Raw genomic sequence first — 17,170 nt, forward strand, 5'->3', positions numbered from 1 at the left:
TGAACTCCAGAGGTGCATTTGGGTGGATATCTAACTCACCCTTAGCCGCCGCCGTCCAGTTCAGACGAAAACGATGCGTTACTCTGCTTTCAGACCATCGGCCGATACAGCTTTAACGCCTTTGATTTTCTTGGTGATGTTCACCGCGGTAGTTTTCTGAGCTTCAGTAACCGGTGCGGTCGAAGACAGGGACACTACGCCTTTGTTGGTTTCGACTTTGATGTCGGTACCAGGAATGCCTTTCTCGGTAACCAGGTCAGCTTTTACTTTGGTGGTGATCCAGGTGTCCGAAGTGGACTCTTTGGCACCAGCCGCTGCGCTTTTGGTTTTGTCGATGTTGTCAGCCTTGGTAGCGCCGCCAGCCATCAGGCCGTCAGCAGAAACGGCAGTTACACCTTTGATTTTCTTGGTGATGGCTACAGCAGTGGCTTTTTGCGAATCGGAGATCGCAACGGTCGAGGACAGGGAAACCACGCCTTTGTTGGTTTCTACCTTGATGTCCGAACCAGGAATACCTTTCTCGGTCAGCAGGTCAGCTTTGACTTTGGTAGTGATCCAAGTGTCCGAAGTGGTTTCTTTAGCCTTGGTGACTTCACCGGCGGCCAAGGTCATTGGAGCTTGGGAAGTCTGGGCAAAGGCCACGTTAGCACCCATGGCCAGGGTCAGAGCGGTAGCAGTAGCGAGAGCGAACTTCTTCATACGAGTAACTCCTGTTTTATTGAAAGTCTGCAGTGTGTAAACCTTGATGCTGCAGCGTTAACAGGGTTATTGCAGGCAGTGTGCCAAGTCCGCACAAGCAATTAAATCCTTTATAAACAATGAGTTATAAAAAACCTGAAAATCCGGATTCGTGCAACTTGCATGATGCCGGCTGAGCCTGCATGCAAGTTGCGGCTTTTGCTTTGCATTAAGCGCCTGATTTTTAGGTACTTTCCTGCTGCCATAAAAAAAGGACTCCGAAGAGTCCTTTTTTTCAGCGTGAAACCTGGGGGTGATTAAACGCCCGAAGCCTTGGCTGCTGCTACGTCCTTGATGGACAGCTTGATACGGCCGCGGTTGTCCACGTCCAGTACCAACACTTCCACTTCCTGGCCTTCCTTCAGAATGTCGGTGACTTTCTCAACGCGAGCGTCGCTCAGCATGGAGATGTGCACCAGACCGTCTTTGCCCGGCAGGATGTTCACGAATGCGCCGAAGTCGACGATGCGCTCAACCTTACCGACATAGATCTTGCCGATCTCGGCCTCGGCAGTGATGCCCAGGACGCGCTGACGTGCTGCTTCAGCCGCTTCCTTGGTTTCGCCGAAAATCTTGATCGAGCCGTCGTCTTCGATGTCGATCGACGCCTTGGTCTCTTCGCAGATCGCACGGATGGTCGCGCCGCCTTTACCGATAACATCACGGATTTTGTCGGTGTCGATTTTCATCGCGATCATGGTCGGAGCATTTTCCGACAGTTCGGTACGGGACTGACCAATGATCTGGTTCATCTGGCCGAGGATGTTCAGGCGCGCTTCCAGGGCTTGGCCCAGGGCGATTTCCATGATCTCTTCGGTGATGCCCTTGATCTTGATGTCCATCTGCAGCGCGGTCACACCTTTGGCGGTACCGGCTACCTTGAAGTCCATGTCGCCCAGGTGGTCTTCGTCGCCCAGGATGTCGGTCAGGATGGCGAACTTCTCGCCTTCTTTAACCAGGCCCATGGCGATACCGGCAACCGGCGCCTTCATCGGCACACCGGCGTCCATCAGTGCCAGGGACGCACCGCAAACGGAAGCCATGGAGCTGGAACCGTTGGATTCGGTGATTTCCGACACGACACGGATGGTGTACGGGAACACGTCAGCGGCAGGCAGCATGGCCTGGACCGAACGGCGGGCCAGACGGCCGTGACCGATTTCGCGACGACCAGCGCCACCCATGCGACCACACTCGCCCACCGAAAACGGAGGGAAGTTGTAGTGCAGCATGAACGGGTCTTTTTTCTCGCCTTCCAGGGTGTCCAGCAGCTGTGCGTCACGGGCGGTACCCAGGGTCGCGACTACCAGGGCCTGAGTTTCACCACGGGTGAACAGGGCCGAACCGTGAGTCTTCGGCAGAACGCCGACTTCGATGTTCAGCGGACGAACGGTGCGAGTGTCGCGACCGTCGATACGTGGCTTGCCGTTAACGATGTTTTCGCGAACGGTGCGGTATTCGATTTCGCCGAACGCCGCTTTTACTTCGCTGGAGGAAGGCTGGCCTTCTTCACCGGACAGCTTGGCCACAACCTGGTCCTTCAGCTCGCCCAGGCGAGCGTAACGATCGGCCTTGACGGTGATGGTGTAGGCGTCGGAGATGGCAGCACCGAACTCGGAGCGGATAGCGCCCAGCAGTTCGGTGGCTTCAGCCTGTGGAGCCCAGGCCCAAGTTGGTTTGGCAGCTTCGGCAGCCAGTTCTTTAACCGCGTTGATCACGGACTGGAACTCGTCGTGAGCAAACAGTACCGCACCCAGCATCTGGTCTTCGGTCAGCTCTTTGGCTTCCGATTCAACCATCAGCACGGCTTCCGAAGTACCGGCAACGACCATGTCCAGGCTCGATGCTTTCAGTTGCTCGTAAGTCGGGTTCAGCAGGTAGCCGGTGCTTTCGTGGAATGCAACGCGGGCAGCGCCGATCGGGCCATCGAAAGGAATACCGGAGATAGCCAGGGCGGCCGAGGTACCGATCATCGCAGCGATGTCCGGATCGGTCTTCTTGCTGGTGGAAACGACGGTGCAGACAACCTGCACTTCGTTCATGAAGCCTTCTGGGAACAGCGGACGGATCGGACGGTCGATCAGTCGGGAAGTCAGGGTTTCTTTCTCGGAAGGACGGCCTTCGCGCTTGAAGAAACCGCCAGGGATCTTACCGGCAGCGTAAGTCTTTTCCTGGTAGTGAACGGACAGAGGGAAGAAGCCTTTGCTCGGGTCAGCGGTCTTGGCGCCAACAACGGTCACCAGTACGGTAACGTCGTCATCAACGGTAACCAGCACTGCGCCGGAGGCTTGACGGGCGATACGGCCTGTCTCGAGGGTAACGGTCGACTGACCGAACTGGAATTTTTTGATAACCGGGTTCACGGTGTCCTACCTTCTTTGTGGCTCTTGGGGAACTTGTCTTCTTGCGAAATTCTTGGGCAATGCCGGGAATCGGCCCGACGCTCGTCCAGGGTAAAACGTGTATCCAGATAAAACTTGAGGCTGGGAGCCTGCCATGGGCCTGCGGGAATCCCACTGGCACACGGCAGACAACCAACCTCTAGCGCAATCGCTTATTAGCGACGCAGACCCAGGCGACCGATCAGAGTCTGATAACGACCCAGATCCTTGCCTTTCAGGTAGTCCAGCAGCTTACGGCGCTGGTTTACCATGCGGATCAGACCACGACGCGAGTGGTGATCTTTACCGTTGGCCTTGAAGTGACCTTGCAGCTTGTTGATGTTGTGGGTCAGCAGTGCAACTTGCACTTCTGGCGAACCAGTGTCACCAACAGCTTGCTGATAGTCAGCAACGATTTGTGCTTTTTCTTGAACGTCGAGAGCCATGAGGCAATCCTTTTTTCAGGAAACCACCCAAAGGGCAGTTTCAACAGGCCAGGGACAAATCCCTGTATCTAAAAATGAGTGTTGACCGTGCCTGTTAACAGCCACACTCGTTCGGTCATTCTGACCGAATCAGTCGACGTGGCGCTATACGCCCGTCTTCGCTCACTTCACCGATACCGATAAAGCGACCGTTATGATCCTGTACTCGCACCATGCCGAACTTCGGGGCATCCGGAGCGCGTACCGGCTGGCCGTTGAGCCAGTAGAACGCGCTGTGCTCCGAGAAGTGCAGCAATGGCCAATCGAGCAAACCGCTGTCCGATGGCATCAGGAAGCGATCAACTGCTTCATTGCCGCCTTCGGCATGCACCGCTTCCAACTCTTCCAACGTGACCGTCTGGGCCAGACTGAAAGGACCGGCCTGGGTGCGTCGTAGTTCTGCAACGTACGCGCCGCAACCGAGCTTTTCACCAATATCTTCCACCAGGGTACGGATATAGGTGCCTTTGCTGCAGTCCACGGCCAAGCGGGCGGTGTCGCCTTCACAGGCGAGTAATTCCAAGCGCGCAATAGTAACAGAACGCGGTTCGCGCTCCACTACTTCGCCCGCACGTGCCAGCTTGTAAAGCGGTTGCCCATCACGCTTGAGCGCCGAGTACATCGGCGGTATCTGACTGATTTGCCCACGAAAACCGGGTAAAGCAGCTTCGATATCAGCACGACCAACGGTCACGTCGCGAACCTGCAAAACGTCACCTTCGGCGTCGGCCGTGGTGGTGGTCTTGCCCAATTGCATCAGGGTTTCGTAACCCTTGTCGGAATCGAGCAGGTATTGGGAGAACTTGGTGGCCTCGCCAAAGCACAGCGGCAACACGCCGGTGGCCAGGGGGTCGAGGCTGCCGGTGTGCCCGGCCTTTTCGGCATTGAGCAGCCAGCGGACCTTCTGCAACGCGGCATTGGAGGTAAAGCCAATGGGCTTGTCGAGCAGAATGATGCCGCTGACGTTGCGACGGATACGTTTGACCTGAGCCACCGCTTACTCCTTGGCGTCTTCAGGTGTGGACGGGTGCTGGCTGTCTTCCGCCACGGCGCGCTCGATCAGGGCCGAGAGGTGCGCACCTCGCACAACGCTTTCGTCGTAGTGGAAATGCAACTGGGGAACGCTGCGCAGCTTCATTTCACGGGCCAACTGCATACGCAGGAAACCTGCAGCGGAGTTGAGCACCTTGATGCTTTGCGCGATTTCTTCGCTGTTGTCCTGGCCCATCACGGTGATGAAAATCTTGGCGTGACCCACGTCACGGCTCACTTCAACGGCGGTGATGGTGACCAGGCCAACGCGTGGGTCTTTGACTTCGCGACGGATCAGTTGGGCCAGCTCGCGCTGCATCTGATCGCCGATACGCTGGGTACGGCTGTATTCTTTTGCCATGTCTTGTTACCTGTTACTGCCACACGGTGAAACCCGTGGGGTCTGAAAGCGGCAAACGCCCGGCCTGACAAAAGCCAGACCGGGCGTTGCGTTTAGAGTCCGTACACTGCGCGGGGCATTTGCATGCCCACGCGCTGCGTGGCTCCTGAAGTGCGCGAGTTAGAGGCTGCGAGCAACCTGAACCTTCTCGTAGACTTCGATCTTGTCGCCAGCCTTGACGTCGTTGTAGCTCTTGACGCCGATACCGCATTCCATGCCGGCACGTACTTCAGAAGCGTCATCCTTGAAGCGGCGCAGGGATTCCAGCTCGCCTTCGAAGATAACGATGTCTTCACGCAGTACACGGATTGGACGGTTACGGTACACAGTGCCTTCAACCACCATGCAACCGGCGATCGCGCCGAATTTCGGCGAGCGGAACACGTCACGCACTTCGGCGATACCCAGGATGTTCTCCCGGACGTCGCTGCCAAGCATGCCGGTGAGGGCCTTCTTGACGTCTTCGATAATGTCGTAGATGACGTTGTAGTAACGCATGTCCAGGCCTTCCTGCTCGACGATCTTGCGAGCGCCGGCATCGGCACGCACGTTGAAGCCGAACAGTACAGCGTTGGAAGCCAGTGCCAGGTTGGCGTCGGACTCGGTGATACCACCGACACCGCCACCGACAACACGCACTTGCACTTCGTCGTTACCCAGGCCGTTCAAGGCGCCGTTCAACGCTTCGAGGGAACCACGTACGTCAGATTTGAGGACGATGTTAAGCGTCTTCTTCTCTTCCTGGCCCATGTTCTCGAAGATGTTTTCCAGCTTGCCAGCGTGAGCACGGGCCAGCTTGACTTCGCGGAACTTGCCTTGACGGAACAGAGCCACTTCACGGGCTTTCTTCTCGTCGGCAACCACGCTCATCTCGTCGCCAGCGTCCGGAGTACCGTCCAGGCCAAGGATCTCGACCGGGATAGCAGGACCTGCTTCCTTGATTGGCTTGCCGTTCTCGTCGAGCATGGCACGTACACGGCCGTAGTTCGAACCGACCAGCACCATGTCGCCTTGGCGCAGGGTACCGTCTTGAACCAGAACGGTCGCAACCGGGCCACGGCCCTTGTCGAGACGGGATTCAACCACAACACCACGGCCAGGAGCCGATGGCGTAGCAGTCAGTTCCAGAACTTCGGCTTGCAGCAGAACGGCTTCGAGCAGTTCGTCAACCCCAGTACCCATCTTCGCGGAGACCGGTACGAATGGAGTGTCGCCACCCCACTCTTCGGATGTCACACCGTGAACCGACAGTTCGCTACGGATGCGATCGAGATCGGCGCCCGGCTTGTCGATTTTGTTCACAGCGACCACCAGCGGAACGCCAGCTGCCTTGGCATGCTGAACAGCTTCGATGGTTTGTGGCATCACGCCGTCGTCCGCTGCAACCACCAGGATCACGATGTCGGTCGCCTTGGCACCACGGGCACGCATTGCGGTAAACGCAGCGTGACCAGGGGTATCGAGGAACGTCACCATGCCACGGTCGGTTTCAACGTGGTAAGCACCGATGTGCTGGGTGATACCGCCGGCTTCGCCAGCAGCAACCTTGGCACGACGGATATAGTCGAGCAGGGAAGTTTTACCGTGGTCAACGTGGCCCATTACGGTCACAACCGGTGCACGGGAAACTGCCTCACCTTCAAACTTCAGGGACTCGGCCAGGGAATCTTCCAGGGCGGTGTCGCTGACCAGAGTCACTTTGTGGCCCAATTCTTCAGCAACAAGCTGGGCAGTTTCCTGATCCAGTACCTGGTTGATGGTGGCCGGAGTGCCCAGCTTAAACATGAACTTGATGATTTCAGCAGCCTTGACCGACATCTGCTGGGCCAGATCGCCCACAGTGATGGTCTCGCCGATCTTCACTTCACGCACGACAGGGCCGGTTGGGCTCTGGAAACCGTGGGCGTTGCGTTTCTTCAGCTTGGCCTTGCCGCGACCACCACGACGGAAGCCATCGCTTTCTTCGTCGGTAGTGCGTGGGGCAACGCGTGGCGCAGGCGCTTTCTCTTTGACCGAGGCACGATGCGGAGCGTTTTTGCGCTCGCCATCGCCACCACCACCGCGACGATTGTTATCGTCGGCACGCGGTTTGTCCGGACGACGAGGTTCGTCGCGCTTGCGAGCGTCAGCAGCCGGTGCTGGTGCAGCGGCAACCGGAGCGGCCTCACGCACAGCTTCAACTGGCGCGCTAGGCGCAGCGACCGCTTCAGTGGCAGCAGGTTGCGCAGCAGCAGGCTGGCGACGCGCTTCTTCTTCGGCGCGACGCTTGGCTTCTTCTTCAGCCTTCTGACGAGCAGCATTTTCTACTGCGCGACGTTCTTCCAGTTCGCGTTTGCGCTCGGCTTCGATTTCTTCCGGGCTGCGCTGTACGAAGACTTTCTTCTTGCGTACTTCAACGCTGATGCTCTTGCTACCAGCAACACGCAGGGTGCTGGTGGTTTTGCGCTGCAATGTAATCTTGCGCGGTTCTTCCACTTTCGCCTTGTGGCTGCTCTTCAAGTGAGTCAGCAAAGACTGCTTCTCACTATCGCTCACACCTTCATCGGCGGCGGTGTGCGGCAGACCTGCCTCACGCATCTGCTGCAACAGGCGCTCTACCGGTGTTTTGACCTCATCGGCCAGTTGTTTCACCGTGACTTGCGTCATGCACTTCTCTCCTCAGGCCGCGCCTAGTTACTCGAACCAATGGGCTCGGGCGGCCATGATCAACTTGCCGGCACGATCATCGTCAATGCCGTCGATGTCGAGCAGATCGTCAATAGACTGCTCGGCCAGGTCTTCGCGGGTAATTACGCCGCGCACCGCCAGTTCCATCGCCAAATCCTTGTCCATACCCTCAAGCGAGAGCAGGTCTTCGGCCGGATGGGCGTCTGCCAGCTTTTCCTCAGTAGCGATGGCTTTAGTCAACAAACGATCCTTGGCCCGAGCGCGAAGCTCGTTGACGGTGTCTTCGTCAAAGCCGTCGATGTTGAGCATTTCTTCCAACGGTACGTAGGCAATCTCTTCCAGGCTGGTGAAGCCTTCATCTACCAGCACCTGCGCCAGGTCTTCATCGACTTCCAACTCTTCGATGAAGTTGCGCAGGATGTCACCGGTTTCAGCTTGCTGCTTAGCCTGGATGTCCGATTCGGTCATCACGTTCAGGGTCCAACCGGTCAGTTGGCTGGCCAGACGCACGTTCTGACCACCACGACCAATGGCCTGAGCCAGATTGTCTGCGCCAACGGCGATGTCCATTGCATGGGCATCCTCGTCAACGATAATTGCCGCCACTTCAGCCGGCGACATGGCGTTGATCACGAACTGCGCCGGGTTATCGTCCCACAGGACGATGTCCACACGCTCGCCACCCAACTCGCCCGACACCGCCTGGACGCGCGAACCGCGCATACCAATGCAAGCGCCTTGCGGGTCGATGCGTTTGTCCTTGGAGCGGACCGCGATCTTGGCACGCGAACCCGGGTCGCGGGACGCAGCCATGACTTCGATCAGGCCTTCGGCGATTTCCGGCACTTCGATACGGAACAGCTCGATCAGCATTTCCGGCGCGGTACGCGACAGGATCAACTGTGGGCCGCGGTTCTCGGTGCGGATTTCCTTGAGCAGCGCACGCAGACGCACGCCAACACGGAAGGTTTCGCGGGAAATAATGTCTTCGCGAGCCAGCAACGCTTCGGCGTTGTTGCCCAGGTCGACGATCACGTTATCGCGGGTGACTTTTTTCACGGTGCCGGAGATGATTTCACCCAGGCGCTCGCGATAGGCGTCAACGACTTGAGCGCGCTCGGCTTCGCGAACCTTCTGCACAATGACCTGTTTGGCGGTCTGTGCAGCGATACGGCCGAATTCGATCGATTCAATCTTTTCTTCGACGACATCACCGACCTTGGCGCCAGGATGCGTTTCGGCAACCTTGCTTGGCCAGGTTTCGATGGCCGGATCATCAAGATCGGCCTCTTCGACGACCGTCCAGCGACGGAAAGTCTCATAGGCACCGGTGTGGCGATTGATTTCCACACGCAGATCAACTTCGTCTTCAAAACGCTTTTTGGTAGCAGTGGCCAGGGCCAGCTCCAACGCTTCAAAAATCACGTTTGCCGGTACGCCCTTTTCATTGGATACCGACTCAACAACCAGCAGTACTTCTTTGCTCATCGTACGCCTCGCCTTTCGCAAGCCATTGGATCCGCGGGATCCGCGTCTCAGTCAAAACTGGGAATAATGTTGGCCTTGTCGATCATATCGATCGGCAACAGGAACTCATGGTCTTCTACCTGCACCACGACATCCTGCTCTTCTACACCGCGCAGAAGGCCCTGAAAGTTGCGTCGCCCTTCAAAGGGAGATCGCAGCTTGATCTTCACTTGTTCACCGGCAAATTTTGCAAACTGATCAATAGTGAACAGTGGGCGTTCCATGCCTGGCGAGGAAACTTCGAGGGTGTATTCAACGGAGATGGGATCTTCAACATCCAGCACACCGCTGATCTGACGGCTGACAATGGCACAATCGTCCACCAGCACGCCGCCCTCTTTATCGATATAAACGCGCAACATTGAGTGGCGACCTTGAGCCGAAAACTCAATACCCCAGCATTCATAGCCTAGGGCCACGACCACCGGGGCCAACAAGGCCTGCAACTCTTCTAGCTTGCTCGACACCTGAACCCCCTCGTGCATGTATGTGCATGCTGTGCAAAATAAAAAAATGGGCGAAACGCCCATCCTTGAAACGCCGTCGAACAGCGGCGTTGAAAGTGTCCAGCTAACAAAAAGCCCCTTAAAAGGGGCTCCGCTAAAACTGGTTGCGGGGGCCGGATTTGAACCGACGACCTTCGGGTTATGAGCCCGACGAGCTACCAGACTGCTCCACCCCGCGACAAAGCTGGGGCGGAAGTATACGACCGATCCCTTACAGGGTCAATGTAACCTTCCACCTACAAGAAAGCCCGCAACAGCGGGCTCTCCTGATAATTGGTACCGAGAAGGGGACTCGAACCCCTACACCCTATGGGCACAACCACCTCAAGGTTGCGTGTCTACCAATTCCACCACCTCGGCAATACAGCGCTTACAACCCTTCTTACTTCTGCTCTTGAGCTGGAGGTACGTCAGTCGCTGGAGTAGCCGACTTTTGCTCTTGAAGCACCGGGACATCATCAGAAGCCGGTTTTGCTTTTGGTACTTCCAACACTGCTGGATTTGGGAGACCTACTTGAGTCAGCACATGAGCTTTCTCTTTAGCAAAGTAACCTAACCCCAAGCTGGTTATGAAGAAACCGGCGGCAAGTATAGCAGTAAACTTACTAAGAAAGGTAGAGGAACCTTGGCTTCCGAACACAGTATTTGAAGCACCTGCACCGAAAGACGCACCAGCATCCGCACCTTTACCCTGTTGCAGCAAAACCAGAGCAACTACGCTCAGAGCAGCCAACAGATGAAAAACGACTACGACTGTTTCCAGCATTTTTTCAGTTTCCCGCGGCGCGACAGATCGCACCGAACTCATCTGCATTCAGGGAAGCTCCACCAATGAGCCCCCCATCGATATCCGGCATGCCGAACAGTTCGACCGCATTGGCCGCCTTCACGCTGCCGCCGTATAGAAGCCGCACACCTTGCGCGACTTCAGAATTCTCTGCCGCCAACTGCGCGCGGATGGCTGCGTGCACATCCTGCGCCTGTTGCGGTGTAGCAGTCAGCCCGGTGCCAATGGCCCAGACCGGCTCGTAAGCGATTACTGCCTTTGCAAACGCACCAACACCCAGCTCCTCGATGATGCTGCCCAGCTGACGCGAGACAACTTCAAGAGTCTTGCCCGATTCACGCTGCTCCAGGGTCTCCCCTATGCACAAAACCGGAATCAAGCCACAAGCCTGTGCTGCTGCGAACTTGCGATTGAGCGTTCCATCACGCTCGCCCATCATCTGACGGCGCTCGGAGTGCCCGACAAGCACATAGGAACAACCCGCATCGACCAGCTGACTCGGCGCAATTTCACCGGTCAACGCACCTTGCATGGCTTCCACCGCAGAATTCTGCGCGCCGACCTGGATCGACTTGCCCTTCAAGCCATCAACCACTTGGTTGATATGCAAGCAAGGCGGGAAAACCGCAACATCAACACCGCTCGGCAAAGCCAAGTGACGAAGGCCATTGATCAGCTCAGCGACACTGGCGCGGGTACCGTGCATCTTCCAGTTACCAGCTACCATAGTGCGACGCATGCTGTACCTCGTCGGTCAAAGTGGGCGCAGATGTTACCCAACCACATCATCACTGGCAAGCCGAATTCAGGCGCAAACTTCAGTTACCAGTTTTGCCAGGTCTTCGGCATGGCCGCGAACCTGTGTTTCATCGTCACCTTCGACCATGACACGCACCAATGGCTCTGTGCCGGACTTGCGCAACAGCACACGGCCACGCCCCGCCATTGCCAGGGTTACACGCTCACACGCCTCTTTGACAGCCGGATGCTCGATAGGATTTTCACCGCCCGCAAAACGCACGTTCAGCAATACTTGCGGGCACTTGCGCATGGCTTGGCGCGCCTGGGCCAGACTTTCCTCACGACGCTTCATGGCCATAAGCACCTGCAGCGCAGCAATGATCGCATCGCCTGTCGTGGTGTGCTGGAAGCAGACTACATGCCCGGAATTCTCGCCACCTACCTGCCAGTTGCGCTCAAGCAGTTCCGCGATCACATAGCGGTCACCGACATTGGCACGCACGAACGGAATACCCAGATCCGCCAGGGCCAATTCAAGCCCCAGATTACTCATCAGCGTACCGACGACACCGCCCTGCAGCTTGTTACGCTCATGCATGTCGCGGGCAATGATGAACAGCAGGTCATCACCATCAACAATGGCGCCCGTGTGATCCACCATCAGCACGCGATCACCGTCACCATCAAAGGCAATACCCAGGTCGGCATGTTCGGCAAGTACGGCCGCCTGCAACTGCCCCATGTGCGTGGAGCCGCAGTTCTCGTTGATGTTCAACCCGTTAGGCTGGGCCGACAGCACTGTCACGTCTGCGCCCAACTCCTTGAATACGCTCGGCGCCACCTTGTAGGTCGCACCATGGGCGCAATCGACCACAATCTTGAGGCCGGCAAAATTGGTGCTGCTCGGCACACTGCTTTTGCAGAACTCAATGTATCGGCCGGAGGCGTCGTTGATACGCGACACTTTGCCAAGCTTGCTGGACTCGACCACCGTCATCGGCGCATCCAGAAGCTCTTCGATCATCAGCTCGATCTCGTCCGGCAGCTTGGTGCCCTGGCCCGAGAAGAATTTGATGCCGTTGTCATCATGAGGGTTATGCGAGGCACTGATTACGATACCGGCTTCAGCATGAAAGGTACGCGTGAGGTAAGCGATCGCCGGCGTCGGCATCGGCCCCAGCAGCATCACATCGGCACCTGCGGCAGACAGCCCCGCCTCCAGCGCCGACTCGAACATATACCCCGAAATACGAGTGTCCTTGCCCACCAGGATGCGGCACGCGCCCATGCTGCGGAACGCCATACCTGCAGCCCAACCGAGCTTGAGCATGAAATCAGGAGTAATCGGAAACTCGCCGACCCGACCGCGAATACCGTCGGTGCCAAAATATTTTTTAGTCATAAGTGCTCCATCATTCTTATTCGGCTGATTCTACCGCGGCCATCATACGCACCACATCCATCGTCTCGGCAACATCATGCACCCGCAAGATACGCGCACCCTTGGTGACTGCAAGCGCCGCCAGCGCAAGACCGCCGTACAGCCGCTCCCCCACCGGACGATTCAGCGCCAGCCCGATCATGCTCTTGCGTGAAACGCCGACCAAAAGAGGCCGACCAAGGGCATGCAAGGACTCCATATGTTTGAACAGACTTAGATTGTGCTGCAGGGTCTTGGCGAAGCCAAAACCGGGATCGAGGACGATCTTTTCTGCAGCAATCCCGACAGCAACGCATTGTGCAACCCGCTCAGCGAGAAACCCACTTACCTCACCAACAAGATCATCGTAGTGAGGGTTGTCCTGCATATTGCCGGGCTCACCCAGCATATGCATCAGGCAAACCGGCAAACCGGTCGCTGCTGCGGCATCAAGGGCACCGTCACGCTGAAGCGAGCGCACATCGTTGATAAGCCCCGCCCCAAGGCGCGCCGTTTCGCGCATCACGGCCGGCGTCGACGTATCAACCGAGATGATCACATCCAGCTCACGCGCAATGCGCTCAACGATCGGCGCAACCCTCTCCAGCTCCTCCAAGGGAGAAACCAGGCGAGCACCAGGCCGAGTCGACTCACCACCTACATCGATCAGAGTAGCTCCCGCCGCCACCATGGCCTCTGCATGACGCAATGCGGCATCGCGTTGGCTAAAGCGGCCACCATCGGAAAAGGAGTCGGGGGTTACATTAAGAATGCCCATGACGTGCGTATGGGCCAAATCAAGAACCCGGTTGCCGCAAGGCAACCGGGTGGAGGACAACACAGAAGTCATTTCAAACCTTAGACGTCAGCTGCCGGGCCGCCGATCGGGGTTTCAGGGCGTTCGTTCTGAACCACTGGCGGAGTGCCAGAAGTGCCCGAACCACCTTCCCAATCGCGGGGCTCACGCGGGGTGCGACCGGCCATGATGTCGTCGATCTGGTCGGCGTCAATGGTCTCGTACTTCATCAGCGCATCCGCCATGGCATCCAGCTTGTCGCGGTTATCCGTGAGGATCTGCTTGGCCGTGCCGTAGCACTGGTCAATGATGCTGCGCACCTCGGAGTCGATCAGCTTGGCTGTCTCACCGGAGAAGCTGGCGTTTTGACCACCACCGCCACGCCCCAGGAACACTTCGCCCTCTTCCTCGGCATACATCAATGGGCCGAGTTTTTCCGACAAGCCCCACTTGGTCACCATGTTCCGCGCAATCTGGCTGGCACGCATGATGTCGTTGGAAGCACCAGTGGTGACGCCGTCGAAGCCCAGGGTCATCTCTTCAGCAATCCGGCCGCCGTACAGCGAGCAGATCTGGCTGATCAGTGCACGCTTGGAGAGGCTGTAACGATCCTCTTCCGGCAGGAACATCGTGACACCCAGAGCCCGACCACGCGGGATGATCGATACTTTGTAGACCGGGTCGTGCTCAGGCACGACACGACCAACGATGGCGTGACCAGCTTCGTGATAAGCGGTGTTCTGCTTCTCTTTCTCGGACATGACCATGGATTTGCGCTCGGCGCCCATCATGATCTTGTCTTTGGCCAATTCGAACTCTTTCATCTCCACGATACGCTTGCCAGTACGGGCAGCGAACAACGAGGCCTCGTTGACCAGGTTAGCCAGGTCGGCACCGGAGAAGCCTGGAGTACCACGGGCAATCACGGCCGGAGCCACGTCGTCACCCATTGGCACTTTGCGCATGTGTACTTTCAGGATCTGTTCGCGACCACGGATATCCGGCAAGCCCACCACGACCTGACGGTCGAAACGGCCTGGACGCAGCAGCGCAGGGTCCAGCACGTCAGGACGGTTGGTGGCAGCGATCACGATGATGCCATCGTTCATTTCAAAGCCGTCCATCTCAACCAGCAACTGGTTGAGGGTCTGCTCACGCTCGTCATGACCGCCGCCCATACCGGCGCCACGGTGGCGACCGACGGCGTCGATTTCATCGATGAAGATGATGCAAGGCGCATGCTTTTTAGCCTGTTCGAACATATCGCGAACACGGCTGGCACCAACACCGACGAACATCTCGACAAAGTCAGAACCGGAAATGGTGAAGAAAGGCACCTTGGCTTCACCGGCAATCGCCTTGGCCAGCAAGGTTTTACCGGTACCCGGAGGGCCAACCATGAGCACACCGCGAGGAATACGGCCACCCAGGCGCTGGAACTTGCCCGGATCGCGCAGGAACTCGACCAGCTCGCCCACTTCTTCCTTGGCTTCGTCGCAACCCGCAACGTCAGCCAGGGTGGTTTTCACCTGGTCTTCAGAGAGCAGGCGAGCCTTGCTCTTGCCGAAGCTCATCGGGCCGCCCTTGCCTCCCGCACCGCCTTGCATCTGGCGCATAAAGAACATAAACACGGCGATGATCACCAGGATCGGGAAGCTGGCTACCAGCAATTGGGTCCAGATGCTCTGCTGCTCAGGCTGCTTGCCTTCGACCACCACGTGATTATCCACCAGGTCGCCGATCAGACCGTTGTCCTGGATTGCCGGACGAATGGTCTTGAAGCTGTCTCCATCGTTGCGTTTGCCGGTGATCACATAGCCATCAACTGCTACGCGCTCGACCTTGCCATCCTTAACTTGCTGGATGAAGTCGGAATAGTTGAGGGTCTGCGGCTCGTTAGGGCTGGAGAAGTTGTTCATCACCGTCACCAGGACAGCCGCGATGATCAACCACAGGATCAGATTCTTTGCCATATCGTTCAATTAACTACCCTCTGAAGCAAGCTCCGCTACTGGCGCGCGCTTCGCATGATATTCACCGGCCTAACTTACTACATTACCTACAACACTGGCAGGCGCCGTCTGTAACCCTTTGTGAAACTTTGACTACACAATATTCGTGAAGCTTCGTGACGAAAGCGATATAAAAAAACCTATCGACTCCCTTCAAACCTTCAAAGACGCTCATCACTGGCGGCGCCTTCGATGCCACGGAACCCCCGCGCCAACAGATACTGCTCGCGAGACCGGTCACGCGAGGAATCCGGTTTACGCATCTGTACCTTGTCGAACAGCTTGCGAATGTTCTTGTGGTACTCGTCAAAACCCTCACCTTGGAAGACCTTGACCAGGAAATCACCACCCGGACGCAATACCCGACCCGCCAGATCCAGTGCCAATTCGCACAGAAACATGGCTCGCGGCATATCAACAGCCGGTAATCCACTCATATTGGGGGCCATGTCGGAAATCACAAGGTCCACCTGCGAATTTCCTACAGCTTCCAGGATCTCGGCCAGGACCGCGTCCTGGGTAAAGTCACCGTGCACAAAGGTCACATCCGGGATGCTGTCCATCTCCAGGATGTCGGAAGCGATCAACCGGCCTTGCCCACCAATCAGACGACTGGCCACCTGGGACCAACCACCCGGGGCGGCACCCAGGTCGATCACGCTCATGCCGGGGCGAAACAATTTGTCCTTGTCCTGAAGTTCCAGCAGTTTGTAGCTGGCCCGGGAACGGTAGCCGTCCTTTTGCGCCTTTTTGACGTAAGGATCGTTGAAATGTTCTTGTAGCCACTTAAGGCTGGTTTTGGAACGGGCCACGGGCCACCTCGAAAAATAAAACGGGTCGTGATTAACTGGGCGGTCCCGGACTCGCTCGGGTAAACTGGCCGCCGCTTTTTACAAGATCAGACGCAGGGGTCAGATTATGCCGCTCACTCAAGAGCAGAAGAAACAGTACAAATCCATTGGCCACCATCTGAAACCAGTTCTGATTGTGGCAGATAACGGTTTGACTGAAGGTGTGTTAGCCGAGTTCGAACGTGCGCTGAACGATCATGAACTGATCAAGATCAAGGTCAACATCCTTGACCGCGAAGCGCGCCTGGCTGCCATTGCAGAACTGTGCAAGGCAGGCAAAGCGGACCTGGTCCAAGTCATCGGCAAGATGGCGCTGCTGTATCGCAAGAACTTCAGCGTCAACAAGCAACTGTCGAACGTACACCGCTTCAAGTAGCTTTAAAATTACAAAAAGGGTCACGGGCGTGCTTCGCGCGCCCCGCCACTCCATCCCGGTGCAGGCTGCAAAACCAGCACCAGGCCGGAGAACCCTAGCACAAGATAGCTGAATAGCTGCCAGCGCAACGCTTCCGGCAACCAGACATGCACCACGCAAAACATTGCGCATGCATACAGCGCCATCAACAGCAGTTGCCCGCGAATATCCCGCCACAAACTCCCCAAGCCCTCAGCCTTGACCAGCACCAATGCCTGGAGCGTCACGCACGCCGCCGCGAAACCCACCAACAGCGCACTGAGTAATCCATCAATCTCATCGATCAGCAGCGGTGCCAGGCCTATCAGGCCGAGCGCCGGCAACACACCAATGTGCAACAACCAAAGGCCGCCCACCCAAAGCATCTGAGAGAGCTGCCAAAGCATGGCGCCCGCACGAAGCGGGCGCCGTC

16 protein-coding genes and 2 tRNA genes are annotated in these 17,170 nt (G+C 57.1%); 1 reads left to right on the top strand and 17 read right to left on the bottom strand.

Annotated features, from left to right (window positions below; translation table 11 throughout):
* Window positions 1–78 precede the first annotated feature (78 nt).
* The 16 genes from BLR69_RS16920 to rlmE all read right to left on the bottom strand — a co-directional run bounded on the left by BLR69_RS16920 (window position 79) and on the right by rlmE (window position 16,304).
* Window positions 79–699: a BON domain-containing protein gene (locus tag BLR69_RS16920; RefSeq protein WP_071493559.1), complete on the bottom strand. Its 621-nt coding sequence runs from the start codon at window positions 697–699 to the stop codon at window positions 79–81.
* Between the two features lie 296 nt (window positions 700–995).
* Entirely contained in the window at window positions 996–3,101 is a 2,106-nt protein-coding gene (gene pnp / locus BLR69_RS16925) for a polyribonucleotide nucleotidyltransferase (RefSeq protein WP_071493560.1), read from the bottom strand.
* A gap of 194 nt (window positions 3,102–3,295) precedes the next feature.
* Complete coding sequence (gene rpsO / locus BLR69_RS16930; protein WP_003177875.1) at window positions 3,296–3,565, bottom strand: 30S ribosomal protein S15; 270 nt, start codon at window positions 3,563–3,565, stop codon at window positions 3,296–3,298.
* 115 nt (window positions 3,566–3,680) lie between these two features.
* Window positions 3,681–4,598, bottom strand: coding sequence for a tRNA pseudouridine(55) synthase TruB (truB, locus tag BLR69_RS16935; protein ID WP_016976825.1), 918 nt, complete (start codon window positions 4,596–4,598; stop codon window positions 3,681–3,683).
* A gap of 3 nt (window positions 4,599–4,601) precedes the next feature.
* A complete protein-coding gene (gene rbfA, locus BLR69_RS16940) occupies window positions 4,602–4,997 on the bottom strand; it encodes a 30S ribosome-binding factor RbfA (RefSeq protein ID WP_003176137.1) in 396 nt (131 codons plus the stop codon).
* Window positions 4,998–5,156: 159 nt separating this feature from the next.
* On the bottom strand, window positions 5,157–7,682 hold the full coding sequence (infB, locus tag BLR69_RS16945) for a translation initiation factor IF-2 (RefSeq protein ID WP_071489997.1): 2,526 nt from the start codon (window positions 7,680–7,682) through the stop codon (window positions 5,157–5,159).
* 27 nt (window positions 7,683–7,709) lie between these two features.
* Window positions 7,710–9,191 (bottom strand): transcription termination factor NusA, encoded by a 1,482-nt coding sequence (nusA, locus tag BLR69_RS16950; protein ID WP_025857112.1) that lies wholly within the window; start codon window positions 9,189–9,191, stop codon window positions 7,710–7,712.
* Window positions 9,192–9,238: 47 nt separating this feature from the next.
* A complete protein-coding gene (rimP, locus tag BLR69_RS16955; protein ID WP_003235029.1) occupies window positions 9,239–9,697 on the bottom strand; it encodes a ribosome maturation factor RimP in 459 nt (152 codons plus the stop codon).
* 140 nt (window positions 9,698–9,837) lie between these two features.
* Window positions 9,838–9,914, bottom strand: a tRNA-Met gene (locus tag BLR69_RS16960).
* 96 nt (window positions 9,915–10,010) lie between these two features.
* Window positions 10,011–10,096, bottom strand: a tRNA-Leu gene (locus BLR69_RS16965).
* Window positions 10,097–10,118: 22 nt separating this feature from the next.
* A complete protein-coding gene (gene secG, locus BLR69_RS16970; RefSeq protein WP_003194191.1) occupies window positions 10,119–10,502 on the bottom strand; it encodes a preprotein translocase subunit SecG in 384 nt (127 codons plus the stop codon).
* A gap of 4 nt (window positions 10,503–10,506) precedes the next feature.
* Window positions 10,507–11,262 (bottom strand): triose-phosphate isomerase, encoded by a 756-nt coding sequence (gene tpiA / locus BLR69_RS16975; protein ID WP_071493561.1) that lies wholly within the window; start codon window positions 11,260–11,262, stop codon window positions 10,507–10,509.
* Between the two features lie 66 nt (window positions 11,263–11,328).
* Window positions 11,329–12,666 carry a phosphoglucosamine mutase gene (gene glmM / locus BLR69_RS16980; RefSeq protein ID WP_071493562.1) on the bottom strand — a complete coding sequence of 446 codons (1,338 nt, stop codon included), beginning with the start codon at window positions 12,664–12,666 and terminating at the stop codon, window positions 11,329–11,331.
* 16 nt (window positions 12,667–12,682) lie between these two features.
* Window positions 12,683–13,534, bottom strand: a complete 852-nt coding sequence (folP, locus tag BLR69_RS16985; RefSeq protein ID WP_071493563.1) for a dihydropteroate synthase — start codon at window positions 13,532–13,534, stop codon at window positions 12,683–12,685.
* 8 nt (window positions 13,535–13,542) lie between these two features.
* Complete coding sequence (gene ftsH / locus BLR69_RS16990) at window positions 13,543–15,453, bottom strand: ATP-dependent zinc metalloprotease FtsH (protein WP_058427653.1); 1,911 nt, start codon at window positions 15,451–15,453, stop codon at window positions 13,543–13,545.
* Window positions 15,454–15,653: 200 nt separating this feature from the next.
* Window positions 15,654–16,304 carry a 23S rRNA (uridine(2552)-2'-O)-methyltransferase RlmE gene (rlmE, locus tag BLR69_RS16995; protein WP_010206606.1) on the bottom strand — a complete coding sequence of 217 codons (651 nt, stop codon included), beginning with the start codon at window positions 16,302–16,304 and terminating at the stop codon, window positions 15,654–15,656.
* 106 nt (window positions 16,305–16,410) lie between these two features.
* Here rlmE and yhbY point away from each other — a divergent pair, with 106 nt between their 5' ends.
* On the top strand, window positions 16,411–16,719 hold the full coding sequence (gene yhbY / locus BLR69_RS17000) for a ribosome assembly RNA-binding protein YhbY (RefSeq protein WP_028617972.1): 309 nt from the start codon (window positions 16,411–16,413) through the stop codon (window positions 16,717–16,719).
* A 20-nt stretch (window positions 16,720–16,739) separates the two neighbouring features.
* Here the strand turns inward: yhbY and BLR69_RS17005 are convergent, their stop codons facing one another.
* Window positions 16,740–17,144 carry an MFS transporter gene (locus tag BLR69_RS17005; RefSeq protein WP_071493564.1) on the bottom strand — a complete coding sequence of 135 codons (405 nt, stop codon included), beginning with the start codon at window positions 17,142–17,144 and terminating at the stop codon, window positions 16,740–16,742.
* Window positions 17,145–17,170 lie beyond the last annotated feature (26 nt).

This window comes from Pseudomonas azotoformans (genome assembly GCF_900103345.1).
GTDB lineage: Bacteria > Pseudomonadota > Gammaproteobacteria > Pseudomonadales > Pseudomonadaceae > Aquipseudomonas > Aquipseudomonas azotoformans.